Annotated in this window: 27 protein-coding genes; 4 read left to right on the top strand and 23 right to left on the bottom strand. The window is 60.1% G+C overall.

Going from position 1 to position 25,060, the window contains the following annotated elements; translation table 11 throughout:
- Positions 1 to 60: 60 nt before the first annotated feature.
- Together Q7V46_RS15730 and Q7V46_RS15725 are read left to right on the top strand one after the other, a co-directional pair.
- Positions 61 to 687 carry a chromate transporter gene (locus Q7V46_RS15730; protein ID WP_304914487.1) on the top strand — a complete coding sequence of 209 codons (627 nt, stop codon included), beginning with the start codon at positions 61 to 63 and terminating at the stop codon, positions 685 to 687.
- The gene (locus Q7V46_RS15725) at positions 684 to 1,280 is read left to right on the top strand and encodes a chromate transporter (RefSeq protein ID WP_304914486.1); all 597 of its coding nucleotides are present in this window, start codon (positions 684 to 686) and stop codon (positions 1,278 to 1,280) included. The genes Q7V46_RS15730 and Q7V46_RS15725 overlap by 4 nt, the downstream gene beginning before the upstream one ends.
- Positions 1,281 to 1,315: 35 nt before the next feature.
- On the opposite strand, the gene Q7V46_RS15720 is transcribed toward Q7V46_RS15725, so the two are convergent.
- The 4 genes from Q7V46_RS15720 to Q7V46_RS15705 all read right to left on the bottom strand — a co-directional run bounded on the left by Q7V46_RS15720 (position 1,316) and on the right by Q7V46_RS15705 (position 4,967).
- Complete coding sequence (locus tag Q7V46_RS15720; protein WP_304914485.1) at positions 1,316 to 2,548, bottom strand: Yip1 family protein; 1,233 nt, start codon at positions 2,546 to 2,548, stop codon at positions 1,316 to 1,318.
- A 96-nt stretch (positions 2,549 to 2,644) separates the two neighbouring features.
- Entirely contained in the window at positions 2,645 to 3,370 is a 726-nt protein-coding gene (locus Q7V46_RS15715) for an NAD-dependent deacylase (RefSeq protein ID WP_304914484.1), read from the bottom strand.
- A gap of 17 nt (positions 3,371 to 3,387) precedes the next feature.
- Complete coding sequence (gene rlmB, locus Q7V46_RS15710; protein WP_304914483.1) at positions 3,388 to 4,131, bottom strand: 23S rRNA (guanosine(2251)-2'-O)-methyltransferase RlmB; 744 nt, start codon at positions 4,129 to 4,131, stop codon at positions 3,388 to 3,390.
- Between the two features lie 134 nt (positions 4,132 to 4,265).
- Entirely contained in the window at positions 4,266 to 4,967 is a 702-nt protein-coding gene (locus tag Q7V46_RS15705) for an ABC transporter ATP-binding protein (RefSeq protein WP_304914482.1), read from the bottom strand.
- On the opposite strand from Q7V46_RS15705, the gene Q7V46_RS15700 reads away from it, so the two are divergent.
- Both Q7V46_RS15700 and mnmH read left to right on the top strand, forming a co-directional pair.
- Positions 4,966 to 5,649: an arylesterase gene (locus Q7V46_RS15700; RefSeq protein ID WP_370690360.1), complete on the top strand. Its 684-nt coding sequence runs from the start codon at positions 4,966 to 4,968 to the stop codon at positions 5,647 to 5,649. The genes Q7V46_RS15705 and Q7V46_RS15700 overlap by 2 nt on opposite strands.
- 6 nt (positions 5,650 to 5,655) lie before the next feature.
- The gene (gene mnmH / locus Q7V46_RS15695) at positions 5,656 to 6,732 is read left to right on the top strand and encodes a tRNA 2-selenouridine(34) synthase MnmH (RefSeq protein ID WP_304914481.1); all 1,077 of its coding nucleotides are present in this window, start codon (positions 5,656 to 5,658) and stop codon (positions 6,730 to 6,732) included.
- A 54-nt stretch (positions 6,733 to 6,786) separates the two neighbouring features.
- On the opposite strand, the gene Q7V46_RS15690 is transcribed toward mnmH, so the two are convergent.
- From Q7V46_RS15690 to ndk, 19 genes are all read right to left on the bottom strand, one after another.
- A complete protein-coding gene (locus tag Q7V46_RS15690) occupies positions 6,787 to 6,990 on the bottom strand; it encodes a hypothetical protein (protein WP_304914480.1) in 204 nt (67 codons plus the stop codon).
- 31 nt (positions 6,991 to 7,021) lie between these two features.
- Positions 7,022 to 8,218 carry a PLP-dependent transferase gene (locus tag Q7V46_RS15685; RefSeq protein WP_304914479.1) on the bottom strand — a complete coding sequence of 399 codons (1,197 nt, stop codon included), beginning with the start codon at positions 8,216 to 8,218 and terminating at the stop codon, positions 7,022 to 7,024.
- 5 nt (positions 8,219 to 8,223) lie between these two features.
- Positions 8,224 to 8,748 (bottom strand): phosphoribosyltransferase, encoded by a 525-nt coding sequence (locus tag Q7V46_RS15680; protein ID WP_304914478.1) that lies wholly within the window; start codon positions 8,746 to 8,748, stop codon positions 8,224 to 8,226.
- A 58-nt stretch (positions 8,749 to 8,806) separates the two neighbouring features.
- Positions 8,807 to 10,195, bottom strand: a complete 1,389-nt coding sequence (locus tag Q7V46_RS15675; protein WP_304914477.1) for an adenylosuccinate synthase — start codon at positions 10,193 to 10,195, stop codon at positions 8,807 to 8,809.
- 14 nt (positions 10,196 to 10,209) lie between these two features.
- On the bottom strand, positions 10,210 to 11,379 hold the full coding sequence (locus Q7V46_RS15670; RefSeq protein WP_304914476.1) for an ATP phosphoribosyltransferase regulatory subunit: 1,170 nt from the start codon (positions 11,377 to 11,379) through the stop codon (positions 10,210 to 10,212).
- Positions 11,380 to 11,492: 113 nt separating this feature from the next.
- Positions 11,493 to 11,678 (bottom strand): DUF2065 family protein, encoded by a 186-nt coding sequence (locus Q7V46_RS15665; protein ID WP_304914475.1) that lies wholly within the window; start codon positions 11,676 to 11,678, stop codon positions 11,493 to 11,495.
- A 12-nt stretch (positions 11,679 to 11,690) separates the two neighbouring features.
- Positions 11,691 to 12,581, bottom strand: coding sequence for a protease modulator HflC (gene hflC / locus Q7V46_RS15660; protein ID WP_304914474.1), 891 nt, complete (start codon positions 12,579 to 12,581; stop codon positions 11,691 to 11,693).
- A 38-nt stretch (positions 12,582 to 12,619) separates the two neighbouring features.
- Positions 12,620 to 13,987, bottom strand: a complete 1,368-nt coding sequence (gene hflK / locus Q7V46_RS15655) for an FtsH protease activity modulator HflK (protein ID WP_304914473.1) — start codon at positions 13,985 to 13,987, stop codon at positions 12,620 to 12,622.
- 45 nt (positions 13,988 to 14,032) lie between these two features.
- On the bottom strand, positions 14,033 to 15,217 hold the full coding sequence (gene hflX, locus Q7V46_RS15650) for a GTPase HflX (RefSeq protein ID WP_304914472.1): 1,185 nt from the start codon (positions 15,215 to 15,217) through the stop codon (positions 14,033 to 14,035).
- A gap of 79 nt (positions 15,218 to 15,296) precedes the next feature.
- A complete protein-coding gene (hfq, locus tag Q7V46_RS15645) occupies positions 15,297 to 15,566 on the bottom strand; it encodes an RNA chaperone Hfq (RefSeq protein ID WP_304914580.1) in 270 nt (89 codons plus the stop codon).
- Positions 15,567 to 15,625: 59 nt separating this feature from the next.
- The gene (gene der, locus Q7V46_RS15640; protein ID WP_304914471.1) at positions 15,626 to 16,960 is read right to left on the bottom strand and encodes a ribosome biogenesis GTPase Der; all 1,335 of its coding nucleotides are present in this window, start codon (positions 16,958 to 16,960) and stop codon (positions 15,626 to 15,628) included.
- 51 nt (positions 16,961 to 17,011) lie between these two features.
- The gene (gene bamB, locus Q7V46_RS15635; protein WP_370690367.1) at positions 17,012 to 18,145 is read right to left on the bottom strand and encodes an outer membrane protein assembly factor BamB; all 1,134 of its coding nucleotides are present in this window, start codon (positions 18,143 to 18,145) and stop codon (positions 17,012 to 17,014) included.
- A gap of 26 nt (positions 18,146 to 18,171) precedes the next feature.
- Entirely contained in the window at positions 18,172 to 18,840 is a 669-nt protein-coding gene (locus tag Q7V46_RS15630) for a tetratricopeptide repeat protein (RefSeq protein WP_304914470.1), read from the bottom strand.
- Positions 18,841 to 18,948: 108 nt separating this feature from the next.
- Positions 18,949 to 20,259: a histidine--tRNA ligase gene (hisS, locus tag Q7V46_RS15625; protein WP_304914469.1), complete on the bottom strand. Its 1,311-nt coding sequence runs from the start codon at positions 20,257 to 20,259 to the stop codon at positions 18,949 to 18,951.
- Between the two features lie 56 nt (positions 20,260 to 20,315).
- Positions 20,316 to 21,551: a flavodoxin-dependent (E)-4-hydroxy-3-methylbut-2-enyl-diphosphate synthase gene (ispG, locus tag Q7V46_RS15620; RefSeq protein ID WP_304914578.1), complete on the bottom strand. Its 1,236-nt coding sequence runs from the start codon at positions 21,549 to 21,551 to the stop codon at positions 20,316 to 20,318.
- 62 nt (positions 21,552 to 21,613) lie between these two features.
- A complete protein-coding gene (locus Q7V46_RS15615) occupies positions 21,614 to 22,573 on the bottom strand; it encodes a RodZ domain-containing protein (RefSeq protein ID WP_304914468.1) in 960 nt (319 codons plus the stop codon).
- The gene (pilW, locus tag Q7V46_RS15610; protein WP_304914467.1) at positions 22,566 to 23,390 is read right to left on the bottom strand and encodes a type IV pilus biogenesis/stability protein PilW; all 825 of its coding nucleotides are present in this window, start codon (positions 23,388 to 23,390) and stop codon (positions 22,566 to 22,568) included. Before pilW ends, Q7V46_RS15615 begins: the two co-directional genes overlap by 8 nt.
- Positions 23,387 to 24,532 (bottom strand): 23S rRNA (adenine(2503)-C(2))-methyltransferase RlmN, encoded by a 1,146-nt coding sequence (gene rlmN, locus Q7V46_RS15605; RefSeq protein ID WP_304914466.1) that lies wholly within the window; start codon positions 24,530 to 24,532, stop codon positions 23,387 to 23,389. The genes pilW and rlmN overlap by 4 nt, the downstream gene beginning before the upstream one ends.
- Positions 24,533 to 24,616: 84 nt before the next feature.
- On the bottom strand, positions 24,617 to 25,042 hold the full coding sequence (gene ndk, locus Q7V46_RS15600; protein ID WP_304914465.1) for a nucleoside-diphosphate kinase: 426 nt from the start codon (positions 25,040 to 25,042) through the stop codon (positions 24,617 to 24,619).
- Between the last annotated feature and the right edge of the window lie 18 nt (positions 25,043 to 25,060).

Genomic DNA, 25,060 nt, shown 5'->3' with positions numbered 1-25,060 from the left:
AAACCTTTGCCGTTCAAGTTGTGACCAACCCGGCGGTCACGGGCCGCTGATAATCCGCTCATGCCCGAATCCGCTGCGCCAACTGGCGACCTTTCACCACCACCATCCCTGAACGCCCCGAGTTCACGCGCCGATCTCTTCTGGTCATTCACCTGGCTCGCCCTGCAGGGTTTCGGCGGCGTTCTGGCCGTGGTACAGCGTGAGCTGGTGGAGAAGAAGCGCTGGATGACGCGCGAGCAGTTTGTCGAAGACTGGGCGGTTGCGCAGATCATGCCCGGACCCAATGTGGTCAATCTTTCCATGATGATCGGCGGGCGGTATTTCGGGCTGCCAGGCGCACTGGCTGCGCTGGCTGGCATGCTGGCTTTCCCCCTTCTGGGTGTGCTCGCTCTGGCCATTCTGTATGGCAACGTGGCCGAATACCCTGTGGCGCAAAACGCATTGCGAGGCATGGGCGCTGTCGCCGCAGGCCTGATCACCGCCACAGGTATCAAGCTCATCGCAGCGCTGGACAGGAATGCCATGGGGTTGGGGGTGTGCATCGGCCTGGCCACTCTGACCTTTATCGCCATTGCCCTGCTCCGTTGGCCTCTGCTATGGGTGTTGCTGGGTATCGGGGGCGGCGCCTGCCTTTGGGCGTACCGGGTGTTGCCAAACGGACCGGCCGACAAGGAAGCAGCGTCATGAGCATGGCCCCTACAGTCGCAAACTGGATGGACCTGTTTGGCCACTTTGCTTCACTGTCGCTGCTGGGTGTGGGGGGCGCCATCACCACCGCACCAGACATGCATCGTCACCTGGTGCACAACAACGGCTGGCTGAGCGATGCGCAGTTCACCTCGTCCATCGCGCTCTCGCAGGCAGCACCCGGCCCCAATGTGCTTTTTGTGGCCCTGCTGGGCTGGAACGTTGGTCTCAACGCCGGCGGAGGACCCTCGGCAGGGTGGCTGGCCTGGGCGCTGGCCTTTCTGGGTGTGCTGGTGACCATGGTGGCCATCATGCTGCCATCATCGGTGCTGACCTACACCGCCACGCGCTGGGCGCATCGCAATCGCGAAATGCGAGGCGTACGGGCATTCAAGACCGGTATGGCACCCATCGTGATCGCCCTGCTGATCGCCACCGGCTGGTTACTCACCGGGTCGCACGATCACCCTGCACGGGACTGGCCGCTCTGGCTGCTCACCGCTGCCACCACCTTGATCGTATGGAAGACCCGGATCCATCTGCTTTGGCTCATCGGTGCTGGCGCCGTGCTCGGCGCCGCAGGCTGGGTCTGAAAACGCCGCTGACCTCGCCCAACGACGGCGATCTCCTACTTCGCCCGCTTCAGACCGGCAAGCCCTTTCACATCGACACGCGATGCCGCTGTTCGCAAGGCGTCCATGTCCACATTCCTGCCTTCAAATTCCAGCAGAATGCCGTTCGCGAGCATCATGGTCATTTCCGACCGGGATCCATCCTTGCGGTACTCCTCCTTGAATGAAACACCATCGCGCTGAAAAATGCGCTCCACCTCGACAGCCGTTTCCCGGTTGACCGTGGATTGGGTCCAGACGCCCATGGCCATGGCCAGAGCGGGCACTGAGCCAATGTCCTGCAGCTTGACATCCAGGCTGCTGTCGCTGCCCTGGTACTTGGCTGTGACACTGGAAATGTTCATGCCCATGGCAGCATCCGACCGGACTTCGAGCTCTGTGCGCTCCAAGCCACCCAAGGTCTGCGGCACAAACTTCTGCAGCTCATCTGGAGGAAATGGCTTGCCTCCCTGCCCGCCCAGGGCCGCCCCGAACATTTCGCTCATGGCCTTGCTTGCAGCCGCGGTGTCCCCTTTGGCCTGTGCCTCCTCCATGCGCTTGCCGGCCTCTTCCATCTTGCGGGCAGCCTGTTCCAGCTTGGCGGTGTCGATAGAAACTGCTGCCCCCGGTACCTTGATGGACATGTTCGGCGAGCCGTCACCCATCATCGTGCCCATGCCACGGCCACCGCCGAAAAGCGCACTCGCAGCGGCCAGCATCACGCCGGCCACAATGCCGCACACCACCAGCACGGCGGTATAGCCCGCGGCCTTGCTCGCTGGGGCCTTCATCAAGACCGGAATGCCGGTGTAGATCAGGTAGATGGAGTAGAGCGCTGCAAGCAACCCCAGCATGGACAGCATGGGCAAGAGGCTGAAGATGCCCCCCACCAGCGCCGCCGTGCTGCCATAGGCCATCAACTTGAGCGCGTTGAGCGCGTTCTTTTCGCCACCGAATGTGGGGGCCAGGGCGTTGGCGATCAACGACATCACGTAGATCATCACGAGCGAAAGCACATAGCTCACCACCATGTTGCCCAATCCGGCGAGCAGAGGAACCCGGAAGCTCATGCCGAAGCCCCCGAATCCGATCAGGCTAAGGCCGATGAAGCTGGCCACGGCGGGAATGGCCGCCAATAGCAGAAGATATTCCTTGTAAATGCGAGCGGTGTCTGTGGGCTCCAGTTCAATGACTGGCCAGGTCTCCGCCGGCTTCAGCAAGATGGCCTTGACGCGTTCGACGATGTCCATACAACCTCCTCAAAAACAGAGCGCCTGGTGCAACAGCGCGGAGAATTTGACCGACATTGACTTTAACGCGCGTTCATCACGGGTGGATGACCGGTTTCAAGCTCTCAGCAAGGAGGGCAGGCAAACGGCTGCAGGCTGTCGCAGGCATGCATCGGCCACCCTGTCGAGTTCGGTAGGCTCCGGGTTGATCATCACCACACGTGCATTGTGTTGATGGGCACTCAGGACCAAGCCAGCGGCTGGATAGACCACACCGGAAGTACCGACCACCAACATCAGGTCGCAATGCTGCGCAGCGTCTTCTGCAGCCCCCAGCTCTGGCGCAGGCAACTGCTCGCCAAACCAGACCACCGATGGCCTTCGTAGATTGCCGCAGACACTGCAACGTGGTGGTCTGCCAGGTTCTATTGAATCCGCTGTGCAACAGGCGCGCGCCGAGTCCAGCCATCGGTCTTCGGACAAGGCACCGTGCAGTGCAATGGTGTGCACACTGCCCGCACGCTGATGCAAGCCATCCACATTCTGAGTGATCAGGGCGAAACGACCTGAATGACGCGACTGGAAGGCGGCCAGGGCGGCGTGCCCCGCATTCGGTTGTACAGCAGCCACCGCTTCGCGTCGTGAGACGTACCAGTCCCACACGCGTTGTGGATCGGCTCGAAAGGCTTGTTCGGTGGCCAGTTCCTCCGGACTGAACTTCGCCCACAGCCCGGCCAGGGCGTCACGGAATGTGGGCACACCCGACTCGGCACTCATGCCTGCCCCGGTGAGCACAACCAGGTGTTTCGCTGCAGCTATCCACTGACGCACTGCATCGGACATGTCTGCGCCTGATCGCTTCAGCTCCGCTGACGCAGCGCCTCGTACAGGCACACACCACTTGCCACCGACACATTGAGGCTTTCCACCGCGCCGGCCATGGGAATGCTGACCAGCTCGTCACAGGTCTTGCGAGTGAGCTGGCGCATGCCCGCGCCTTCAGCACCCAGTACCAGGGCCACTGGTCCCTTGAGATCCACCTGGTACAACGTCTTGGGCGCGTCGTCACTCGTCCCGATGATCCAGATGTTGCGCTCCTTGAGCTCGCCCAGGGTGCGAGCAAGGTTAGTCACCATGAAATACGGCATGGTTTCTGCCGCACCACTGGCCACCTTGGCCACTGTGGCGTTGATGCCGGCGGCATGGTCCTTGGGCGCAATCACCGCATGCGCGCCGGCACCATCGGCCACGCGCAGGCAGGCGCCCAGGTTGTGGGGGTCGGTGATGCCGTCGAGCACCAGCAACAAGGGTGGAACGCCTGTGGGTTCCAGCTGTTCCAGCAGATCGTCGAGCGAACGTGCCTGTGTGATGGCTTCCACCCGAGCTGCCACGCCTTGGTGACCATGGCTGCCTGCGAGTTTTGCGATGCGCAAACCATCGGCCTCAATAAGGCGCGCATTGACTTCGCGCGCCCGGTCCAGAAACTGGCGCATGCGGGCGTCGCGGCGCGTCGGTTCGAAATAGATTTCGATGATGGATTGCGGCGCGGTTTTCAGGCGCACGCCCACGGCGTGAAAGCCGAACAGCACTTTGGGGGATGACATGCAGCGATTATCGGGCCAGGCGTGCAGGCTCGCATCGGCAACCCCGCCCATCTCTCCGTTCTGTCCAGGTACCAGATCGACTCAACTTTTTCTGAATCGGCCTTCCTGAATCGCCCCCTCGCTGAAATGTCTGGTCAGGGGTTCACAGCGTCCGAGAAAGTGTCGTTGGATGCCAGGGCACCCGCCTCGATCGTGATCCGCCGTTCGCACCGCTGGGCAATGGCCCGGTCGTGCGTCACCAGCACCAGGGTCGTTCCCTGCTCGCGGTTGAGTTCAAACATGAGCTCCATGATCGTGGCCCCGGTGGCGAAATCCAGACTGCCGGTGGGTTCGTCCGCCAGCAGCACCGCGGGTTGCACGACAAACGCCCGGGCAAGTGCCACCCGCTGCTGCTCGCCCCCAGACAGCACCTTCGGGTAGCTCGACAAGCGCTCGCCCAGCCCCACACGTTGAAGCATGTGCGTGGCGGTGGCACGGGCGTCACGCCTTGCGGCCAGCTCCAGTGGCAACATCACGTTTTCCAGCGCAGTCAGGTTGCCCAGCAACTGGAAGCTCTGGAACACGAAACCCACCTTTTGCGCGCGCAACGCAGCACGCTGGTCTTCGTCCAGCGCAAACAAGTCGACACCATCGATATGAACTGTGCCGCTGGTGGGCGTATCCAACCCGGCCACGATGGACAGCAAGGTGCTTTTGCCCGAACCCGAGGCGCCCACGATCGCCGCGGTTTCACCTTTTGACAGGGTGAAATCGATATCGCGCAAAATGGTCAGCGACCCGGTGGAGTCGGTGACCGACTTGAACACATGCTGGACCGCAATCATCACATCGGACATGGAAGGACTTCTCAAGTTGAAACGACGTCACTTTAACGCCCTGACTGTGGCAGCCCTGTCAATGGGGACTTGCTCGACCGCCCTGCCACAGGCGGCTCAGGCCAGGCCCGCACCCCAGAATCCCGTGATCCTGGTGGTGGGCGACTCGTTGAGCGCCGAATACGGCCTTCAGCGTGGGAAGGGGTGGGTGGCCCTGCTGGAAGAGCGCCTGGTTCAAGAGAAGGTTCCTGCACAGGTCGTGAACGCCAGTATCAGCGGTGACACCACGTCTGGCGGCCGATCCCGTGTCCCGGCGCTGCTTCGGCAGCACCAGCCGACACATGTGATCATCGAACTGGGCGCCAACGACGCCCTGCGCGGATTGCCCTTGAACATGACCCGCGAGAACCTCGCCACCATGGCGCGGCTTTCGCGCGAAGCCGGTGCAAGGGTGCTGCTGCTGGGTATGGAAATGCCGCCCAACTACGGTACCAGGTACGCGCAGGAGTTCCGGGAATTGTTCAGCACCGTGGCCAAGGCCGAGGAGACGGCGCTGGTCCCGTTTTTCCTGAAGAACGTCGCCGACACGACCGACCCACTCAAGCTGTTCCAGAGCGACCGCATTCACCCCAATGAAAGTGCGCAACCGATCATGCTGGCCAATGTCTGGCCTGAGTTGCGCAAGATGCTCCCCAAACGGTAAACGGACATGCCTGTCTTCACACTGTCTGCTTGCGATGCGATTGCTCGCCTGGATGATTTTCACACCATCATCGATGCCAGGTCCGAGGACGAACACGCACTGGACCACGTACCCGGAGCGGTGAACTGGCCAACACTGAACAACACAGAACGCATCGCCATTGGCACCATGTACAAACAGGTCAATGCGTTTGAAGCAAAGAAGCGGGGAGCCGCGCTGGCGGCAAAAAACATCGCGGCGCACATCGAGCGCGAGGTAATCGACAAATCAAGGGATTGGAAACCGCTGGTGTACTGCTGGCGTGGCGGGAACCGAAGTGGCGCCCTGGCCACCATTCTTGGTGCCATCGGCTTCCAGGTGACGCTCATTGAAGGGGGCTACAAGGCCTGGCGTGCCGCCCTGGTGGAAGATCTTGCACGAAGCGCACCGCGTTTTGCCTTCAGGGTGATCTGTGGCCCCACAGGAAGCGGGAAGACCCGGTTGCTGCATGCCCTGGTTGCACAGGGAGCGCAGGTGCTCGACCTGGAAGCCCTGGCGGCGCACCGAAGCTCTGTCCTTGGTCACATTCCTGGCCGGGCCCAACCCAGCCAAAAACGCTTTGACAGCCTGGTTTGGCAGGCCTTGCGCCAGTTCGATCCTTCGCGAGTCGTGTATGTGGAGAGTGAGAGCAAGAAGGTGGGCAACCTTCGGGTGCCTGACGGCCTGATGGAGGCCATGCGCAACAGTCCGTGTGTGGACCTGCGCCTCAGCGATCCAGAGCGGGTTGCCCTGCTACTGGAAGACTACGACTTTTTTGTTCAGGAGCCCGCGCATTTCTGCGCGCGCCTGGAGGCGCTGACAGAGCTTCGTGGCAAGGCGGTGGTGTCAGACTGGATCGCCAAGGTCCATGCGGGCCAAACGCCCTGGGTCGTGCAGGAGCTGCTGAACCACCACTATGACCCCATGTACGCTCAGTCCATCGAAAGAAACTTCAAGCAGTTTCCGCACGCGTTGCCCATGGAACTACCCGACCGGACCCCGGCATCATTTGCAGGAACAGCAACTGCCCTCATTGCTCGTGAATCTGAAGAGGTGGTGAACTGACACCCGGATGCGCTCGCCTTCACTGAGCATGAGGCCGGAGCGCACCGTCCTCGTTCAAGCTGCGCTACCGGGCTCAATGCTTCCAGGCGCTTCGCCCTCTGCGCTGCTCTGTTCTTGTCCCTCAGAGGCATCACCTTCGGATGCATCACTGCCATCGGGGCGCTTGCCCGCTGCCTTGGCCCTGAGCTTTTCTTCCTTTTTCTTCTTTTTGGCGAGTTCGCGCTGGCGTTTTTCAAATCCGTAATTGGGAGTGGCCAAAACTGTCTTTCTTTGGAGAGTGGAAAGGGGATCAGGCGGTCAGCGCAGGCAGCGCCTGCGCCAGATCGGCTCGCAGATCTTCTGCGGCTTCAAGCCCGACGGCGAACCGCACCAACCCACCCTTGTAGGGCCAAGGCGCGGTGCGAATGGAAGACACGTTGTATGGAGCACACAGGCTGATGGGCCCCGCCCAACTCCAGCCCAGTCGAAACAGTTGTAGTGCATCGCAGAAGGCATCGATGCGGTCCTGGGCAATCGATTCGTCAAAGACCGCGCTGAACAGGCAGGCCGCAGCTCGGGCGTCTCTGCGCCAGACATGATGGCCGGGCGAGTCCGGCATGGCAGGGTGAAGCACTTTGACCACCCCGGGCTGTTGTTGCATCCACGCGGCGAGGTCCCGTGTGGTGGCATCCTGGGCGTGGTAACGCACGCCGATCGAATTGAGCCCACGCAGCACCAACTCTGCATCGTTCGCGCCCACGCCCAAACCCAGCCTCATGTGGGTCATCAACACGGCCTGGTGCAGTTGTTCTTCCCGCGTCACCACTGAGCCCATCAGCACATCGGCACCCCCGCTGGGGTACTTGGTGAGGGCCTGCATGCACACATCGACACCCAGATCGAACGCATTGAACGCAATGCCGGCACCCCAGGTGTTGTCGAACGCCGTGATGATCGGGCGCTCTGAAGCGCCACGCTGGCGATTGGCCTGGCGCACCACCTCGGTCAGCGCAGGCACATCAGGGAACTCGAGCGTGATGGAGCCCGGTGCCTCCAGCCAGACCATACGTGTCGCGGGACTCAATCTGGATGCCAGGTCGGCCGGATTCATGGCATCGAAGTAGCGATGCGAAATACCCCATGCCTTGAGCTCGCCTTCGGCAAAAGCTTTGCCAGGACCGTAGGCGTTGTCAGGGATCAGCAGCTCATCCCCTTGCCGGAGAAACGCCATGTCAACCAAGGCCACGGCCGAAAGCCCGCTGGGTGCAAGAACGCAAAAACGGCCGCCTTCCAGCGTGGCGATGCGCTCTTCCAGCGTGAACGTGGTGGGCGTGCCGTGCAGCCCGTAGGTGTAGCCGCTCTTGTCTTTCCACTCCTGCGTGCGAAGGGCTCGAACGTTGGGAAACAGCACTGTGGACGCCTTGTGCACGCCCGGCGCCACGGCTTCAAACCCCACGGGTGGGCTGTAAGGATGGTGAATCAGCTGGGTATTGAGGGAGTCGCTCATTCAGCTCAAAGCTTCCATTTTTCCAACAATTGCGCCGGTCTCAGCGCATCGTAGCCCTCAAAGGGTTGGTGGATCCAGGGATTCGTAGGCAAAAATTCAACGGAATAGTCAGGCGTGAAGGTGGAGAGCTGCTTCGTCCAGATCACAGCGCTGCGCAGCTCGGTGATTGGCGCGTAGTTGGTTTTCAACATCTTGATCACCGCCTGGAGCGTGACACCCGAATCGGCCAGGTCGTCCACCAGCAACACCTTGCCTGCTATCTCGCCTCTGGGTGTGGTGATGTACCGCGCGATGTCCAACTGCCCCTGTTGCTTGCCTGCTTCGGCGCGGTAGGAACTGGTCGACATGATCGCCAGCGGCACGTCAAAAATGCGAGAAAGTATGTCCCCGGGCCGCATGCCACCCCTGGCCAGACAAAGGATGGTGTCGAATTCCCAGCCCGACTGGTAGACCTTGAGCGCCAGTTTTTCGATCAGGTTGTGGTATTCGTCGTAAGAAACGTAGAGGTGTTTGCCGTCTTCGGTCAGCATGTAGGCTCCGGGAGAGGTCTGAGTTTTGAATTCTGCACGATAGTCGGGTGACCGACCATCACGCGTGATACGGGTGGTGCAACAGGATCGTGTGATCCCGGTCCGGGCTGGTGGACACCACATGGATCGGGACACCGGTGGTCTCCTGGATGCGCTGCAGGTAGCGGCGCGCATTCTCAGGCAGCGCTTCGTATTGCGTCACGCCCACCGATGAATCGGTCCAGCCTGGAAGCGACTCGTAGATCGGCTTGCAGCGTGAGATGTCTTCAGCGCCCATGGGAAGAATGTCAATGAACTCACCGTCGAGCTCGTAACCGGTGCACAGCTTGAGCTCGCTGAGCCCATCAAGCACATCCAGTTTGGTGATGCACAGCCCCGAAAGACCATTGACCTGGGCAGACCGCTTCAACAGGGCCGCGTCAAACCAGCCGCATCGACGGCTCCGGCCAGTGGTGACGCCTTTTTCGGCGCCCACCGTGGCCATGTGCCACCCCGGTGTACCTTCCTCTTCCCATTCAAGCTCGGTCGGGAACGGACCGCCCCCCACGCGTGTGCAATAGGCCTTCGTGATGCCCAGTACGTAGTGCAGCATGCCGGGCCCGACGCCAGCTCCCGCCGATGCGTTGCCGGCGACACAGTTGCTGGAGGTGACAAAAGGGTAGGTGCCGTGATCGATGTCGAGCAGCGTCCCTTGCGCGCCCTCGAACAACAGATTGGCGCCATCCAGATGGGCGCGATTGAGTTCGCGCGACACATCGGCAATCATCGGTCTGAGCAACTCGGCCTGGGCCATGGCTTCTTCGTAGACCGGCTCGAACTGAATCGCTCCGTCTTTCATGTAGGCTGCGATGGCGTCGTCCCAGACCATACCGGCGGACCCAAGGTAGGTGGTCAGCAAATGGTTGTGAAGATCGAGCAGTTCGTGCAATTTCGACGCAAAGCGATCCGGGTATTTGAGGTCCTGCACACGCAAGGCTCTGCGGGCGATCTTGTCTTCGTAAGCTGGGCCTATTCCGCGACCGGTGGTGCCTATTTTGGCGTTGCCCGCCTTTTCTTTGGCCGCTTCCCGAGCGATATCGATGGCAGCATGAAATGGCAGGATCAAAGGGCAGGCCTCGCTGACCCGCAATCGCGAGCGCACATCGACACCGGCCTTCTCAAGCCCTGTGATTTCCTCAAACAGCTTGCCCACCGACAGCACCACACCGTTGCCGATGTAGCATTTGACACCCGGCCGCATGATGCCGCTCGGAATGAGGTGCAAGGCGGTCTTGACGCCATTGATCACCAAGGTGTGTCCGGCGTTGTGCCCACCTTGAAAGCGCACCACGCCCGTCGCTGTTTCGGTCAACCAGTCGACCAGCTTGCCCTTGCCTTCGTCACCCCATTGGGTGCCCACAACCACCACGTTGCGCCCTGGTACCACGGCGCTGTTGCTGTTTGCCATTCTCAATCTTCCGTTCAAATATTCTTAACAGTCCACGCGCCGCTATGGGTGGCATCGCTCACCAATTCTCGGTCACACCTGAATTCGTCGACTTCGTGTTCATGCCCGGGCAGCACACACACCACCGTGTTGCCATGAGCGCGCAGCTCTGCAATGGCCTGGCGCAGTTGAACGTCCATGCCCCAGGGAGCGCGTATGGCGGCCACCAGGGGACAAGGAGCGACGGCTCCCACCAGTTCCTTGAGGTCCAGACTGAACCCCACAGCAGGCCGGTTTCGGCCAAAAATGGCACCTACTTCGTCATACCGTCCGCCACGGGCCACTTCAACAGGCTCGCCCTTGCTCCCGTGAGAAAACACCGCAAATCGCATGCCGGTGTAGTAGGCATAACCCCGCAGATCGGCCAGATCGATGGAAACTTCCATCTCTTCTGGCGCGTGTGAAGCCAACCACCTGAGGCAGCGGATGGCCTCTTCAAGTTCTATGGACGGCTGCAACAGCCGCAGCGCTTCGTCCAGCACTTCTGCGCCTCCAAAGAGCCGAGGCAATGCGCAGAGATCTTCACGAACCCGCACCGGCAGTTCGCGCGCCAGCGATCTCAACTCGGCCACGTCCTTGGCGGCCAAGGCTGAATGAATCAGTGTCACCTTGGCAGCCTCGATCTGAACCGTTCTGAGAACCGCGTCGATCACGCGAACGTCAGCCATGTCCAGATGGAGCTTCTGCAAGCCTGCGGCGCGAAGGCAAGCCTTCGCCAACTCGATGATCTCCAGGTCTGCTTCCATACCACCATGGCCGTAGATCTCCGCGCCAAACTGCAGTGGTTCCCTGCTGGCAAGCGGGCGGTCGACGCGGGTATGCACCACCGGGCCGCAGTAGCTCAGGCGGGCGATGCCCTGACGGTTCAGCAAATGAGCATCAATTCGAGCAACTTGGGGTGTGCTGTCCGCACGCAGACCCAGCGTTCGCCCGGAGAGCTGATCCACCAACTTGAACGTCTGGAGGTCCAGTGCCTCTCCAGTGCCCGTCAGCAAGGACTCTATGTGTTCAAGCAACGGGGGCATGACCAACTCATAGCCGTAGCTGCGGGCGGTGTCGAGCAGGCTCCTGCGCAACTCCTCGATGTGCCGAGCCTCGGAAGGCAGGACATCGGCAATGTGATCCGGAAGGACCCAGGCAGACATGGGCATTTTGAGGAAAATTAAAAGGGGAATTTTACTGGCCGCGCCCATGCTAAACCGCGCGCACGTGCGGTTGGCGAGGCAATTGTGGATTCACCGGCAGCCTGTTGACGGCTTCAGGTGACCCACAACCACAGCAAGGTTCCGGAAACCAGAGAAATCAATCCGAAGAACCGGATCTGACCGTCGCGCATTTTCAGCATTTCGCCAAACATGCGTCTCCACCCCCGAGGCGTGATGAAGGGCAGCAAGCCCTCCAATATGAGAACGAGTGCAAACGCTGCCCAGAACACCTCGATCATGGGCACACGCCCTCAACGTGGGGCGACGTTGCTGCTGCGAAGCGCCTTGAAGAAGTCCGACGAAGGATCGACGACCAACACGTCAGATTTCCCGGAAAAACTGGCCTTGTAGGCATCCAGGCTTCGGTAAAACTGGGCAAATGCAGGATCGCGCCCAAACGCCTCTGCAAATGTCGCCGCAGCCTGCCCGTCACCCTCACCCTTGATGCGCTGGGCATCACGGTACGCCTCTGACACGATCACCTCGCGCTGCCGGTCTGCATCAGCACGGATCTTTTCACCCTCTGCGAAACCGGTGGAGCGCAACTCGTTGGCCACCCGCTTGCGCTCGGCCTCCATCCGGTCGTAAACCGCACGCGTGATGCTTTCAGCGTAGTCCACACGGGTGATGCGGACATCGACCACGTCCATCCCCCAAGGTTGGTCAGCGCCCCGGACAGCCGCCAGCACATCGCGCTTGACATCGGCCATGAGTTCTTCGCGTCGTGTTGACAACAACTCGTTCACCGTGCGCTTGTTCACTTCCTGCTGGAAGGAGTTTCGCACCACGCGGTTTAGCTGCAGAGCCCCTGCCCGCTCGTTGATACCGACATTGCGAATGTAGGCTTGGGGATCGCTGATGCGCCACCGCACGAACCAGTCGATGACCACCCGTTGCTTCTCTGCGGTCAGGGTGGGTTCGGTGTCCGTACTTTCCAGTGTCAGAAGACGTTTGTCAATGTAGGACACGTTTTGAAAAGGTGGCGGGAGCTTGAAGTTGAGGCCCGGCTCGGTCACCACCTGCTTGATCTGCCCGAGCTGGAAAACCACGCCAAACTGGCGCTGATCGACCACAAACAACATGGAACTCGCGATCGCGAGTGCCACGAAAAAGGACGTAAGGATAAAACCCAGTTTGTTCATAGCGCTTGCTCTTTATTCACGGGTACTCGCCGATCCATCTAGCGGCTTTCTCGCTCACGCGAGCGAGCAGCGTTGTCAAGACTGCGAGTGGCCGGCGTGGAGGCCGGCGGAGGCAAGGTCGTGGGTGAACCCTGCGCGGCGGCCGAAGGGCCTTGACCGGACATCTGCATGATTTTGTCGAGGGGCAAATAGAGCAGATTGGAACCTGACTTGGAGTCCACCAGCACCTTGGTGACGTTGCTGTAGATCTCCTGCATGGCATCGACATACATGCGCTCCCGGGTGACCTGCGGCGCCTTCTGGTATTCATCCAGGACCGAGCGGAAGCGTTGCGAATCACCCTCTGCCTGAGCCACAATCCGGGCACGATAGCCTTCGGCTTCTTCAGTCAGTCGGGAAGCAGCACCACGGGCACGAGGCACCACGTCGTTGGCATAAGCCTCGGCTTCGTTCTTGGCCCGTTCACGCTCCTGGCCAGCCCTGAGCACATCGTCAAATGCGGCCTGAACCTGCTCTGGTGGACGAACGCCGCCTTGCTGCAGATTCACACCCACGACGTCGATACCCACCTTGTACCGGTCCAGAATGGTTTGCATGAGGGCGCGCACACGGGGGGCGATCTGGTCACGCTCTTCAGCGAGCACGGCGTCCATTTTCATTTTGCCGACCACCTCGCGAACGGCAGTCTCAGCAGCCTTCAGTACCGCCGCATCAGGATCCCGACTCTCGAAAAGGAATGCACGTGCGTCGTTCAGGCGGTATTGAACGACAAATTTGATGTCGACGATGTTCTCGTCTTCCGTCAGCATCGACGACTCGCGCAAACCTGTGGCCGGTACGATGTTGTCGCGCCCCACATCCACAGACCGCAACTGGGTCACAAACACCGTTTCATGCCGCTGAATGGGGTAAGGCAACCGCCAGTTGAAGCCCGCTCCAACTGTGCTGTGGTATTTGCCGAACTGCGTGATGACGGCCTGCTGGGCTTCCTGAACGATGAAAAATCCGGTACCCAGCCAGATCAACGCCGCAACCGCAGCGATCAGACCGACACCGATACCCGTCGCTTTGGGGTTGGGATTGAATCCAGGCAACCCGCCGCCACCACCACCACCTTGTCCGCCGCCGGAACCACCCTTGTTTCCAAGCAAGCCACCCAGCTTGCGATTGAAGTCGCGCCAGAGCTCATCCAGGTCAGGAGGTCCCTGATTAGGACCCTGCCCCTTCGGGCGCTGATCCCGTTGTGGCTGGCGATCTTCATTGCTGTCCCCGCCACTGCGCGATGGGTCGTCATCCCGGCCCCACCTGGGATCGTTGAGGTTGAACACACCCAAGCGCGAGAGCCAGCCACGGCGGCGAGCCACATTTTCCGACCCGCGGTCACGCGGTTGCAAATTCACGTCCATGTCTTGCCAACTTTTTTCAATTCAAAACCATCACATTGTGCCTAATCACAGAGGTGCATCGCCGATACCGGCGAACTCCCCCAGGGTATTGTCCTCATTCGCACGCGAGCCCTGCGCCACCCGTTGAGCAAGCATTGCTCGCAGGCGACTCATCCCGTCTCCGCTGAGCGCACTCACGTAGATTCGATCTGTGGGTTTGCCATCGAGTTCCATCACATCTTGCGTGGCCAAAGGAAGTGAGTCTGGATGCATCGCGTCCAGCTTGTTGAAGACGAGTATCTGGGGGACAGCATCGGCACCAATGTCTTTCAACACGCCTTGTACAGCCGCAATCTGCTCAGTGAAGGAGGGATTGGATGCATCGACGACATGCAGCAGAAGATCCGCATCTATCGACTCCTGCAATGTGGCGGCGAAGGCATCAACCAGGCCATGTGGCAGATTTCGAATGAAACCCACTGTGTCCGACAAAGAAACCGTTCGGCCTGCATCGCCAAGGTAGAGCTGCCGTGTGGTGGTGTCCAGCGTGGCGAAAAGCTGATCTGCTGCGTAGGCCCGCGCCTTGACGAGCGCATTGAAAAGTGAGGACTTTCCCGCGTTGGTGTAACCCACCAGGGAGATCGTGAACGCATCCCTGCGCTCTCTCTGGCGTCGCTGCGTGGCTCGCTGCTTCTTGACCTTGACGAGCCGCTCCTTGATGCGCTTGATAGCGTCGCCGATCATGCGTCGATCGAGCTCAATCTGGGTTTCACCCGGGCCGCCCCGCATCCCGATACCACCGCTTTGACGCTCCAGGTGCGACCACCTGCGGACCAGACGTGTGGAGAGGTACTGAAGCCGCGCCAGTTCAACCTGCAGTTTGCCCTCGTGGCTCCTTGCCCGTTGTGCAAAGATTTCAAGTATCAGCAGGATGCGGTCATTGACCGGCATGCCCAGATGGTGTTCAAGGTTGCGCTGTTGTGCCGGACTGAGGGCCTGGTCAAACAAAACCTCGGATGCACCCGTCGCCTGTGCCAGCTGCTTGATCTCGTCGGCCTTACCGGATCCCACAAACAAGGCCGGATCCGGTGCACGGCGCTTGCAAGCCACACGCTCAACGACCTCGTAACCCGCCGTTTTGGCGAGCAATCCCAACTCCTGCAGGTCGCCGTCGAAGTTCGAGGCACCCAGATCCACACCCACCAAAATGACCCGGGGTGTGGGAGTTGACAGTGGCGTTGGCTGATTCATGTCGGTCCTCAAGTCGGTCCGAGAGCCGCCATGGTGACCGAGTCGCCGAATTCAGGTCCGGCGGATTTCTCAAGCGACATCAAGAAGCTGGTGCTTCGTCTGTAGGTGCCGCAGAGAACTGCATCGGCCGCCCAGGCACGATGGTCGAAATGGCATGCTTGTATACCATTTGAGTCACCGTGTTCCGGAGCAGGACCACATACTGGTCGAAAGATTCAATCTGACCCTGCAGCTTGATGCCATTGACCAGGTAGATCGACACGGGGACGTGCTCCCGCCTCAGCTGGTTGAGGAAAGGGTCTTGCAAGAGTTGGCCTTTGTTGTTGCTCACGATATGCTCCGTGTTCAGAGAGTTTTATTGGGTCTTAGACCTTACCACACGACCGTCCTTGCGACGGCAAAAGGAGGCTATTCCTTGTAAGGGTTGGTGGATGTCTTGAATTCGATGCGCAGGGGCGTGCCGACCAAGTCAAAAGCCTTGCGAAAACGTCCCTCAAGAAAACGCTTGTAAGCATCAGGCACATTTTCCAGTGAGTTGCCATGGATCACAATCACGGGCGGATTCATGCCGCCCTGATGGGCGTAGCGCATTTTGGGCCGAAACATGCCCGAGCGCTGAGGCGCCTGAAATGCGACAGCCTCCATCAATAGTCGGGTCAGTACCGGGGTGGACATTTTCCGCATTGCAGAGGTGTGCGCCTGCGTAATGGATTTCCACACAGGACCCAACCCCTGCCGCTTCTGGGCAGAAATCAAGTGCAATGAAGCAAATTTCAGGAATGCCAGTCGCGTCTCGATCTGGCGTTCAATCTGCTCACGCTGATAGGCGTCAACGGCGTCCCATTTGTTGATTGCAAGCACGACAGCGCGCCCGCTTTCAAGAATGTAGCCAGCAATGTGGGCGTCCTGGTCTGTCACACCCTGAGTTGCATCCAGCAAAAGCAACACCACATGGGCATTTTCAATGGCTTGCAATGTCTTGACCACCGAGAATTTTTCGATGGCTTCAAAAACCCGGCCTTTGCGTCTGATCCCTGCGGTATCAATGAGCTCGTATTTCTGGCCAGAACGCTCAAAGGGCACCGCAATGGCGTCGCGCGTCGTGCCTGGCAGGTCAAAGGCCACGAGGCGCTCCTCTCCCAGCCAAGCGTTGATCAATGTGGACTTGCCCACATTGGGACGCCCCGCCACAGCCAGCCGAATCACACCCGGCTCAGGCTCGGTCGCTTCCTCATCTTCAGGAGGCAGGCCGGGTATGCGTTCCAGTGCCATTTCAAGCATGGAACGAACACCCTGTCCGTGTGCACTTGATACCGGCAACACCTCTCCCAGGCCAAGTTCAAAGAACTCAACCAGCTGAAGCCCCTGCGTCATGCCCTCCGCCTTGTTGGCCGCCAAGACGGTCGGTTTTCCCAGCTTGCGCAAATACTGGGCTATTTCATGATCCTGCGAGCTGATGCCTGCACGTGCATCGACCACAAAAATCACCACATCCGACTCGGCCACCGCTTGCCGGGTTTGCTTGGCCATTTCCCGGTAAATGCCCTCGCTGGCATCGGGTTCGAAGCCCCCGGTGTCGATCACGATGTACTCGCGGGAGCCCAGTCGACCGTTGCCATAGTGCCGATCTCGGGTGAGCCCGGCAAAGTCGGCCACGATGGCGTCGCGTGAACTCGTCAGACGATTGAACAGAGTGGACTTGCCCACATTCGGGCGGCCCACCAGGGCGATGACGGGTTTCAAGGGCAACAGCTTTCGTTCAGAACCGCAAAATTCGGGGACTTAAAAGGGTCACTATTGCGGACGCCAGGCATAAACGCCGCCATTGCGGGTTTGGACCACCAACAAATTGTTGGCCATGATTGGAGCCATCAAAATGGGTGAACCGTCGGTAGAAAGCCGGTTCATTTCGGTGCCATCCTCCCGAGAAAGCACGTGGACCGTTCCGAGGCTGTCGCCAATGACAACCACTCGCCCGACTGCCAGAGGCGCACCCAGACTGCGATGGAGCAACCGATCGGAGTTCCATGCAGGTTCTCCCGAACTCCGTATCCAGGCTTGAACCCGGCCATTGGCCTCAACACCAAAGACACGACTTTCATCGCCATGCACCCCAACGATACCTCGCGCCGGGCGGACCCAGGCGGCTGCCCCACGCAGCGTATCGACGCAGCCCACGGCAGCGCTGTAGGCACGCACACACACGCTGTTGCCCACCCGGCTGGCAGGCCCCACGAGGTCCACCAGACGTTCAACCTCATTCGTCCCCCGCGAACTGCCAACAGGCGCCTCCCAGCGGACCGATCCATTGAGCGGATTCAAGCCAACCAGACGGCCAGACAAACCCGCAACCAAGGTGTCCCCGACCGCCAGCAAGACGCCTCCCTGGCTGAGTACGAGAGGTTCGGCTGTGCGGGACTGGCTCCACAATCTGGTGCCGCTCTGGCCATCGAAAGCCAATACCGTCCGGTCGGCCATCAGCACAAACACCCTTTTTCCAGCCACCAGCGGTGCAGTGAAGGTCCGGGCTGGCAAGCGCACCCGCCAAAGCTCCTTGCCACTGTTGATCGCCACCAGTTCATTGCCCCGCGTGACAACCGCTGCGGTCTCACCATCGGAGCCGACACCGGCCGCGATGGAGGTGCCCAGGTTGATTCGCCAGACATCCTGCCCGGTCGCCGCATCGAGCGCAGCCACTGTACCGGCAGACGATGCCACGTACACGCGACCTTCCACGGCGAAGGGTGCAACGGAAGCCGACGAGTCACCCACTTGCGCACTCCACGCCTGCTGGACGCCAATCAGGGCAGTCACCGGGGGAAGCGGTTCGGGCTTCGGCTTTTCGGGTCCGGACGAACATGCCACAAGCACTGCTGCACCTCCGACCACGAGACAGCGCCTGATGATCGTTGCAAGCGTCTCTCGAATGCCGTCCACGGCTTTGAATTCTTTGCTCAACGGGACACCTCCGTTGACTGAGCCAGTACATCCACACCCAATGATGCCAGCTTGACTTCCACCAATCGCCGGTATTCACTCGCTTCGGACATCGTTCGCCAAGCTGTCTGATATTGCACGGTGGCCTCTTCGGTCTTGCCCTGCGCAAGCAGCACATCGCCTCGACGATCGGATGCCAATGGTTCAAATGGAGGCGCCAATGGTGCATTCAGCCATCTCAACGCAGCATCGAATTCGCCTGCCTCCAGTGACAGACTCGCCAGACGCAAGCGGGCAACGGCCTGATAACCTGGGTCGGACCCGTTGTTGACCGTCCACTCAAGGGCCTCACGCGCAGCATCATTCAGATCCGCCTCATGGAAAGAGCGCGCCGCCAGAAGTGCCGACTGACCCGCGTAGCTGGTTTTGGCGTAGCCAGACTGCATATCCCCGAGCGCCCGCTTGAGTCGATCGACATCCCTGGCCTGGGCGGCACTTTGCACTTCGTCGTAGAGCGCTGCTGCCTTGATGGCCTGGTTGGTTTGCCAGTAGTTCCATCCATTCCAGGCGGCAAACGAACCCAATACGGCGATCAGCGCCCAAGTGATGGCGTTGCCATACTGCGACCAGAAGTGTTTGATCTGGTCGAGTTGTTCCTGCTCTTCGAGGTCGAGGTGTTTGGCCATGGGGATTTCGGTTGGGAATCGGTGATTGTATGGGGGCGCAGTCGATGCAAGGCAAGATCGGCAGCGTTGCTCCTGAGTTCCGCTGCGCAGCAGACCCAGGGCGTGTCGTCAAATTGCTGTCAGAGTAGCCGCCCAAGATTCGACGTCTGCCAGCGGCTTCAGCAACTGCTGCACGGCTTCTCCCTGGTCTGCCACTGCACGAGGTCCCCGCAGGGATTTGATCGCCACCGCGCCTTGCTCAAGCTCGGATGGTCCAAAAATCAGGGCAAAGCGCGCACCGCTGGCGTCTGCCTTTTTGAACTGGGACTTCATGCTCCCCATCCCCTCGGGGCCGCAGGCGTGCATCTGCACACTCACACCCGCCTGACGCAGGGAGCGGAGCACGGGCATGACTCTGGGGAGACTGCCTGTATCCGTTACCACAGCGTAGGCATCCGGCGTGGGCTGCACTGGCAGCCTCCCCTGCTCCTTGAGCAATTCAAGAATGCGCTCCATGCCCAGCGCCCAGCCGACCGCCGGAACCGACTTGCCGCCGATTTGTTCGAACAAGCCATCGTAACGACCGCCTGCGCACACCGTTCCCTGCGAACCCAACTGGGTCGTGACGAACTCGAACACCGACAGGTTGTAGTAGTCCATGCCCCGCACCAGTCGCGGATTGATGTGGTAGGCAATGCCATGCGCATCAAGCAAATCGCGCAGCCGGTTGAAATGGTGCAGCGACTCCGGGCCCAGGTGGTCCATCAGCCGGGGTGCCCGGTTCACAAGGTCCTGCATGAGCGGATTCTTGGTGTCCAGAATGCGAAGCGGGTTGGTGTGAAGTCGGCGCCTGGCATCCTCGTCTAGCTGTTCCGCATGCCCTTCCAGATAGGCGATCAGCGATGCTCTATGTGCCAGGCGTTCATGAGGCTGCCCCAGACTGTTGATCTCCAGAGCAATTCCGCTCAAGCCCAGTGCTGCCCACAGGTCACAGGCCAGCACGATCAGCTCGGCGTCCACATCAGGACCGGCAAAGCCGAGTGCCTCGACGCCAAACTGATGGAACTGGCGGTAGCGGCCCCTCTGAGGGCGCTCGTGACGAAACATTGGACCCATGTAGTAGAGCCGCTTGCCTCCGTCATAGGTCAGCGATTGCTCAATCGCGGCCCGCACCACGCCCGCCGTGTTTTCAGGACGAAGGGTCAGCTGCTCACCATTGAGACGGTCTTCAAACGAATACATCTCCTTCTCGACGATGTCGGTCACTTGACCCAGGCCGCGCACAAACAGTGCGGTCGGCTCGACGATAGGGGTTCTCAAGTTGCGATACCCGTACCTCCGCATCAGGCCTCGCAGTTGTTCTTCCAGCCATTCCCAATGTGCAGACACGGGAGGCGCTATGTCGTTCATGCCTTTGACAGCACTGATTTTCTCTGCCATTTTGTTTGCTGGCTGTTTGCGTCCTGATTGAGCAAGGCACCTGCCCTGCTCAGGGCTCAGCCCGCCACACCAAACCTTTTCTCGATGTAATTTTCAACAATCTGCTGGAAATCGTGCGCGATCGCATCGCCCCGCAGCGTCATGGCCTTCTCACCGTCGATGTAGACCGGCGCAGAAGGCGCCTCTCCGGTGCCTGGCAGACTGATACCGAGGTCTGCGTGTTTGCTTTCACCGGGGCCATTGACGATGCAGCCCATCACGGCCACCTTGAGATTTTCGACACCAGGATAGCGCTCTCGCCACTGCGGCATGGACTGACGAAGGTAGTCGTCGATCTGCTTGGCCAGCTCCTGAAAGGTGGTGCTGGTGGTGCGACCACAACCTGGGCATGCCGTCACACTCGGTACAAATGCCCTCAGGCCGAGCGCCTGGAGGATCTCCAGGGCGATCAGCACTTCGTGGGTGCGTGATTCGCCAGGCTGAGGCGTGAGCGACACGCGAATGGTGTCACCAATGCCTTGCTGAAGCAGGACGGAAAGGGCCGCCGCAGACGCAACCGCCCCTTTGGTCCCCATACCGGCTTCGGTCAAGCCAAGATGCAACGCATGGTCGCAGCGCTGGGCCAGCGCCTGGTACACGGCCACCAGATCCTGGACATTGCTCACTTTGCACGACAACATGATGTTGTTGCCGTTCAAGCCGATTTCTTCGGCCTTGGCAGCCGATTCCAGCGCCGAAGTGATCAGTGCCTCGTACATCACCTGCTTGGCTTCCCAGGGGCGTGACCGTTGTGCGTTCTGGTCCATCAGCCGTGCGAGCAGATCCTGATCCAGACTGCCCCAGTTCACGCCAATGCGGATGGCTTTGTCGTATTTCGCGGCCAACTCCACCATTTGCCCAAACTGCCGATCACCCTTGTCGCCACGGCCTACATTGCCGGGATTGATACGGTACTTGGAAAGGGCTTGCGCGCAAGCAGGATGGTCAGTGAGCAGCCGGTGTCCGTTGTAGTGAAAATCGCCGATGAGTGGCACCGTCACACCCATGCGATCCAACTGCTCGCGGATGTAGGGCACGGCTTTGGCTGCATCGTCGTTGTTGACAGTGATGCGAACCAGCTCCGAACCCGCCAAGGCAAGTTCTTTGACCTGTATGGCAGTGCCAATTGCGTCGGCCGTGTCGGTATTGGTCATGGCCTGGACGCGCACGGGTGCGCCCCCACCTACCGTCACCCGATGATCACCCCACGCCACCACACCCGGTCGGGTCTTGCGGGTCTGCGCAACACCCATTGCAATGGGCAATTCAGGTTGGGCGGGCATTGTCATTGAAGCGTTGATTCCATTCATGTCGATCACTTCACTTCAAAGCGGGCCACATTGTTGCGCGCGTAAGGCATCACATCAAGCGATTGCCCTCGAACAAAGACTTGAGCAGCCTCTGCCCGGCCCAGAATCACTTTGTAAGGCGGTGTCGATGAAAACTCGATGACTTCCCCCTGCCTGAGCACGCGCTGAACCACCACTGCACCTGCACCGTTGGTCACTTCCACCCATGATTCGCCCCCTGCTGTGATGCGCAGCAATGCGGGGGATGCCGCGGGCGTGCCTGGTTGTTGTACGTTACCAGGTACGGCAGTGCTCGCCTCCTGGAGCGAGGGAACACCTTCACCCGGCGTAGCGCCAGACGCCGGCTGCTCGGCAGTTGATGGGGTGACGCTGCCTTCGACGGGTACAACAGGAGGTGCAGCCCCGGACGGGTCGGCCTGAGGCTCTTCTGAAGGTGGTGCCCCCAGCTCAACGGGTTCGATCGTCTGACCGGTCTGATCCGTGGAGACCGTCGGATTGGTACCCATGGCCGGCATCTGAATGACTTCAGGCAGCACCAGGAGCACAAGGGCCGCGACAACCAGCAAGGTGGCAATGAGCACCGACGGCCGGAAAAACCAGGACGACTGGTTTGAAGTCGCTCCTGGGAACGAGGCCTTGAACGGGGTGTTGATGGCATTCCCCGCCTTCCCCAAGACGGGCAATCGCCCCATCGGAATCTGCTCCAGGATCGGCGCAGGATCGATCTTGAGCTGGCGACAAGCGCTCGAAGCCAGGGCACGAGCGAACGTCAGGTCGGGCAACTCGTCGTACCGACCCGCTTCCAGCGCTTCCAGCTTCCGAACTGGAACCTTCAGCGCAGCCGCCAGGACAGCAATGTGAAGGCCAACCGCTTCTCTCGCCTGCCTCAGCAGGTGCAGGGGCACGTGCGATTGATCCTGTGGTCCATTCGAAACACTGGATGCATCGAGTGCGTCTTCATTCATTGAAGGCCCCTCTTTGGTAGAGACCCCACTGAGGCGACTGGGCAAAACGGCGACTCAACTGTTGCGCGAGTTGCTCCATGGCCTCGGTGTTTCGCAGCCGCCGCTCCACTTTGATGCCGAGCCACAAGGTCTCAGCGTTGGCCAGCTCGGTGTTGTTCAGCCGACGGATGATGAACTGGGCCCTGGTGTCTTCTCCTCGGCGAAACAGCAGGGTTGCCAGGTTGTATGCCGTAAATGGATCCGCCGCATCGAGCTCATAGGAACGGGCAAGGCTGCCTTCCGCTTCTGCAAGCTGGCCCATGCGGATCTGGCACACGCCTTTCGCTCTCAACGTCTTGGCCTGACCCCCATACACAGGACTGACCAATGCGCGGGTGAACAGGTCTATGGCCTGGGCGTGCTTGCCCTGCTGACAGACAAACCATCCGTAGTTGTGCAATGCATCAGGATCGCGCGGATTGAGCTGAATGGCCCGCTGAAAACTCTCTTCGGCGAGGCGGTTTTCGTTCATCTGCATGAACACCAGCCCTCTGAGCACGTAGGCTTTCGCGTAGGTTGGATCTGCGGCAATCGACTGCTTGATCTCGTCCAGCGCCACATTGGTCTGGCCTTGCTCGAAATAACTGGACGCAAGCTCCAGCCGTATGCGCGCACGTTTTCGCGTCTCTGGCTCGTCCGACTCGGTGATCGGTCCGACTTCGTTCCCGCCGCGGTCCAGCGGCATCTGTGTGCACCCGGCAATGAGCAGCGAGGCCGACAACAGCAAGGTCAACCGAACGCCTACGGAAATGGAACGAACGCGAAACGGGTGATTCATGCCTGCCTTTCTCTGTGAACAATACGGATGGGTCGTTCTTCCGCCGAACGCAACCTCGCCAGACGTTGACCCGCATTGGTGCGATCAAGCACGTCACCCGCCAGCTGACCGCAAGCGGCTTCGATGTCGTCGCCGCGCGTTTTGCGCACGGTTGTCACCACACCCCCGTCTACAAGGATCTGTGCAAACCGGGATACCACCGATTTGGGTGAACACTTGAGCCCGGAATCGGGAAAAGGGTTGAACGGTATCAGATTGATCTTGCACGGCACGCCCCGCCCCCGGTGCGACCGCACCAGATCAAGCAACTGCCGGGCGTGCTCGGGCTGATCGTTCACACCATCGAGCATGCAGTATTCGAAGGTGATGAAATCCCGGGGTGCCGCCGGCAGGTATCGCACACAGGCGTCCAACAGCTCGGCGATGGGATATTTGCGATTGAGCGGGACCAGCGAGTCGCGCAGGGCGTCGTTCGGTGCATGCAACGACACGGCCAGAGCCACAGGGCACTCGCGGGCAAGACGGTCCATCATGGGCACCACGCCGGAGGTGGACACAGTCACTCGGCGGCGCGACAGACCGTAGCCGTGGTCATCGAGCATGATACGAAGAGCGGGGAAAAGCGCCGCATGGTTCTGTAGCGGCTCCCCCATGCCCATCATGACCACGTTGGTGATCACACGTTCTTTGGAGACCAGGTGTTTACGAAGAAAGTGCTCGGCATGCCACAGCTGCGCCACAATTTCACCAGTCGTGAGGTTGCGCGAGAACCCTTGATGGCCAGTTGAGCAAAAGCGGCACCCGACGGCGCAACCCGCCTGCGAAGAGATGCAAAGCGTGCCTCTGTCTGCTTCAGGAATGAACACGGTTTCAACTGCGTTGCCGCCGCCCACATCAAAAAGCCACTTGATGGTGCCATCAATCGACTCCTGCCGCGACAACACTGAGAGGTCATCGATGCTGCAAACGGCAGGGAGCTTTTCACGCAGCGATTTGGCCAGATCGCTCATCTCGTTGAAGTTTCGAGCGCCTTTTTGATGAATCCAGCGAAACAGCTGCACAGAGCGAAACCGCTTCTCGCCCAGGCCTTCACAGAAGGCGGCCATTCCATCGAGGTCAAAGTCGAGCAGATTGACCTTCATTTCACAGGCTCCAACACCGTCGGCTCCGCGCACGCCACCCCACCAGAACACTGTCGAGGTTGGGGATGAGCGCGGAAGACAGCATCAACGAGAGTAGACGTTCATGCCAGGGAAGAAGAACGCGATTTCCACAGCTGCCGTTTCGGGGGCGTCCGAACCGTGGACCGCATTCGCATCGATGCTGTCAGCAAAGTCGGCGCGAATGGTGCCTGCGGCGGCCTTCTTGGGGTCGGTGGCGCCCATGAGGTCACGATTCTTGCCAATGGCGCCTTCACCTTCCAGTGCCTGAATCATCACCGGGCCGGAAATCATGAAGTCCACGAGGTCCTTGAAGAAAGGACGTTCCTTGTGAACCGCGTAAAAGGCTTCAGCTTCACCGCGCGAGAGATGTGCCATGCGTGCAGCCACGACTTTGAGGCCAGCCGCTTCGAAGCGTGCGTAGATCTGGCCGATGACGTTCTTGGCAACGGCGTCGGGCTTGATGATGGAAAGGGTGCGTTCGATAGCCATATGGATCCTGAGATTTTT

Origin of the sequence: Hydrogenophaga sp. (assembly GCF_030651625.1) — a bacterium.
Lineage (GTDB): Bacteria > Pseudomonadota > Gammaproteobacteria > Burkholderiales > Burkholderiaceae_C > Hydrogenophaga.
Note: the sequence above shows the minus strand (reverse complement) of the source record. Positions and strands in the feature narration are given on the sequence as shown.

Bases quoted from the DNA above. Each gene is read 5' to 3' on its own strand.
- pilW (WP_304914467.1), bottom strand. From the start codon at position 23,390: ATGAATCACCCGTTTCGCGTTCGTTCCATTTCCGTAGGCGTTCGGTTG.
- hflX (WP_304914472.1), bottom strand. From the start codon at position 15,217: ATGAATCAGCCAACGCCACTGTCAACTCCCACACCCCGGGTCATTTTG.
- Q7V46_RS15685 (WP_304914479.1), bottom strand. From the start codon at position 8,218: ATGAGCGACTCCCTCAATACCCAGCTGATTCACCATCCTTACAGCCCA.
- hflC (WP_304914474.1), bottom strand. From the start codon at position 12,581: ATGAACAAACTGGGTTTTATCCTTACGTCCTTTTTCGTGGCACTCGCG.
- Q7V46_RS15725 (WP_304914486.1), top strand. From the start codon at position 684: ATGAGCATGGCCCCTACAGTCGCAAACTGGATGGACCTGTTTGGCCAC.
- ndk (WP_304914465.1), bottom strand. From the start codon at position 25,042: ATGGCTATCGAACGCACCCTTTCCATCATCAAGCCCGACGCCGTTGCC.
- Q7V46_RS15730 (WP_304914487.1), top strand. From the start codon at position 61: ATGCCCGAATCCGCTGCGCCAACTGGCGACCTTTCACCACCACCATCC.
- Q7V46_RS15680 (WP_304914478.1), bottom strand. From the start codon at position 8,748: ATGCTGACCGAAGACGGCAAACACCTCTACGTTTCTTACGACGAATAC.
- Q7V46_RS15705 (WP_304914482.1), bottom strand. From the start codon at position 4,967: ATGTCCGATGTGATGATTGCGGTCCAGCATGTGTTCAAGTCGGTCACC.
- hisS (WP_304914469.1), bottom strand. From the start codon at position 20,259: ATGGCAGAGAAAATCAGTGCTGTCAAAGGCATGAACGACATAGCGCCT.
- mnmH (WP_304914481.1), top strand. From the start codon at position 5,656: ATGCCTGTCTTCACACTGTCTGCTTGCGATGCGATTGCTCGCCTGGAT.
- rlmB (WP_304914483.1), bottom strand. From the start codon at position 4,131: ATGTCATCCCCCAAAGTGCTGTTCGGCTTTCACGCCGTGGGCGTGCGC.
- Q7V46_RS15720 (WP_304914485.1), bottom strand. From the start codon at position 2,548: ATGGACATCGTCGAACGCGTCAAGGCCATCTTGCTGAAGCCGGCGGAG.
- ispG (WP_304914578.1), bottom strand. From the start codon at position 21,551: ATGGGTGTTGCGCAGACCCGCAAGACCCGACCGGGTGTGGTGGCGTGG.
- rlmN (WP_304914466.1), bottom strand. From the start codon at position 24,532: ATGAAGGTCAATCTGCTCGACTTTGACCTCGATGGAATGGCCGCCTTC.
- Q7V46_RS15715 (WP_304914484.1), bottom strand. From the start codon at position 3,370: ATGTCCGATGCAGTGCGTCAGTGGATAGCTGCAGCGAAACACCTGGTT.
- Q7V46_RS15615 (WP_304914468.1), bottom strand. From the start codon at position 22,573: ATGAATGAAGACGCACTCGATGCATCCAGTGTTTCGAATGGACCACAG.
- Q7V46_RS15670 (WP_304914476.1), bottom strand. From the start codon at position 11,379: ATGTCTGCCTGGGTCCTTCCGGATCACATTGCCGATGTCCTGCCTTCC.
- Q7V46_RS15700 (WP_370690360.1), top strand. From the start codon at position 4,966: ATGGAAGGACTTCTCAAGTTGAAACGACGTCACTTTAACGCCCTGACT.
- hflK (WP_304914473.1), bottom strand. From the start codon at position 13,987: ATGGACGTGAATTTGCAACCGCGTGACCGCGGGTCGGAAAATGTGGCT.
- Q7V46_RS15675 (WP_304914477.1), bottom strand. From the start codon at position 10,195: ATGGCAAACAGCAACAGCGCCGTGGTACCAGGGCGCAACGTGGTGGTT.
- Q7V46_RS15665 (WP_304914475.1), bottom strand. From the start codon at position 11,678: ATGATCGAGGTGTTCTGGGCAGCGTTTGCACTCGTTCTCATATTGGAG.
- Q7V46_RS15630 (WP_304914470.1), bottom strand. From the start codon at position 18,840: ATGGCCAAACACCTCGACCTCGAAGAGCAGGAACAACTCGACCAGATC.